Origin of the sequence: Mesorhizobium sp. M1050 (assembly GCF_040318715.1) — a bacterium.
Taxonomy (GTDB): domain Bacteria; phylum Pseudomonadota; class Alphaproteobacteria; order Rhizobiales; family Rhizobiaceae; genus Mesorhizobium.
In genome coordinates this window covers 1-1,740 of record NZ_JAMYMV010000163.1, presented here as the reverse complement: position 1 = coordinate 1,740, position 1,740 = coordinate 1, and the positions used below count along the sequence as shown (strand labels likewise).

Here is a 1,740-nt window from a genome sequence, read left to right as displayed (position 1 = left end):
ACGCTGAAAGCCGGCTGCGGCAGCGATCGCGGCGACCGCTGAAGCCGATCCGCATCCGCAATAGCCGGTATCTCAACAATCGGATCGAACAGGATCACCGGCGTATCAAGCGCCGCATTCGATCCATGCTCGGCTTCAAGTCGCAGGCGAGCGCCGTGGTTATCCTCTCCGGCATCGAGATGATCCACATGATGGGCAAGCGACAGGCGAGGTATGCCTACAAGTCTGTCGATCGCTGTTTCGATATCCTCGCTGCCTGACGGACAGGCCGAAATGGCCGTTCACACCCCCATTTCCAGGTTTGCGACAGAGCCTTTTGTCGGCGTTGCCGGCTTCGAAGGGCCGGTGCGCGCCGAGCGCATCAAGATCACCCCCGGCCAGCTTGCTGCGGCCATTCGCCGAGTACGAAGCGGTGGTCGGAGGGAGCTGGTGATGACGACGCTAGATCATGACCTGCTGATCGCAATCCTGGATCGGCTGAAGTTGGGCAAGGCCACCCACGCCTGCTCCGAGGCCCTCCAGGGCAATGGTCTGAGACCTGGGCTCAAGCCCTTCGGCGAGGAGGATGAGACGCCGCTAGAGCTCGGGTGCAAGCGCTGCCACGCCCGCTCCGAGGCCCCACAAGGCCGAAGCGCAGTCGTCGGGGTCACGAGGCCCCTCTGCCACGACGACGAGACGCTGCTGGAGCCCGGTTGCAAGGGCTCCACAGATGGCCTGAACCTGGATCCGCCTTTCTTGAGGCGTTGCGACTATCATCGCGGCGACACGCAGCTCTTGATTTGTGTGCGACATCCTCAGCAGATCCATCGGGCTGAGCCGCTCAGCAATATCAACGAGAATGTCCAGCGGCAGATCAAGGATACTCAGAGGAGGAAACGCTTGATCTTGAGGCTCAGAGCGCGTCTGCTCCACTGGGCGCCTTGCCACGCTCCTCAATGCCCCTCATGATTCACCGCCTATAGCTACCAGCTGAATGAATCATCGTGATTGTCGCGCAGCGGAATCCTCAAGGATCGGGCAGTTCGTAGCGGGCGCCGGTTTGACCAGGTTGAGCCCGCGAATTGCTCGATCGGACAAGATCCTAATTCTCGACCATGCGGTGAGGCTCGAAGGAGATCCTCGGGACGCACTCCAAGTTGTCGATCATGTTCGGCACACAAGGAAAGGGCGGCATTGCTGCCGCCCTTTCCGCTGTAGGTTGATAGGGGCTGGATTAGAAATCCATGCCGCCCATGCCGCCCATACCGCCGCCGCCCATGCCGCCAGGCATGCCGCCGCCAGCCGACTCCTTCTTCGGAGCCTCCGCGATCATGGCTTCGGTGGTGACGAGCAGGCCGGCGACCGAGGCCGCGTCCTGGAGGGCCGTGCGAACGACCTTGACCGGATCGACGATACCCATGGCGATCATGTCGCCATACTCGCCGGTCTGGGCGTTGTAGCCGAAGGTCAAGCCCTTGTTCTCAAGGATCTTGCCGGCAACGATCGATGCTTCCGCACCGGCGTTGGCCGCGATCTGGCGGGCCGGAGCCTGCAGCGCACGACGAACGATGTTGATGCCGGCGGCTTGGTCGGCATTGACGCCGGTGACCTTGATGTCGGCCGAAGCGCGCAGCAGGGCAACGCCACCGCCAGCGACGATGCCTTCTTCGACGGCCGCGCGGGTCGCGTTGAGGGCGTCATCGACGCGGTCCTTCTTTTCCTTGACTTCGACTTCCGTCGCACCGCCGACGCGGATCACCG

Annotated in this window: 3 protein-coding genes; 2 read left to right on the top strand and 1 reads right to left on the bottom strand. The window is 62.6% G+C overall.

The genetic code is table 11. The annotated features are described in order from the left end of the window. Both NKH57_RS33670 and NKH57_RS33960 read left to right on the top strand, forming a co-directional pair. Window positions 1-260, top strand: a 260-nt coding sequence (locus NKH57_RS33670) for a DDE-type integrase/transposase/recombinase (protein WP_352950667.1), incomplete at its 5' end; no start/stop codon positions are given. Window positions 261-273: 13 nt separating this feature from the next. Beyond that, the gene (locus NKH57_RS33960) at window positions 274-948 is read left to right on the top strand and encodes a hypothetical protein (RefSeq protein WP_502905936.1); all 675 of its coding nucleotides are present in this window, start codon (window positions 274-276) and stop codon (window positions 946-948) included. A 265-nt stretch (window positions 949-1,213) separates the two neighbouring features. Here the strand turns inward: NKH57_RS33960 and NKH57_RS33660 are convergent. Next, window positions 1,214-1,740 (bottom strand): TCP-1/cpn60 chaperonin family protein (locus NKH57_RS33660; protein WP_352950664.1); only part of this gene is annotated, 527 nt, incomplete at its 5' end.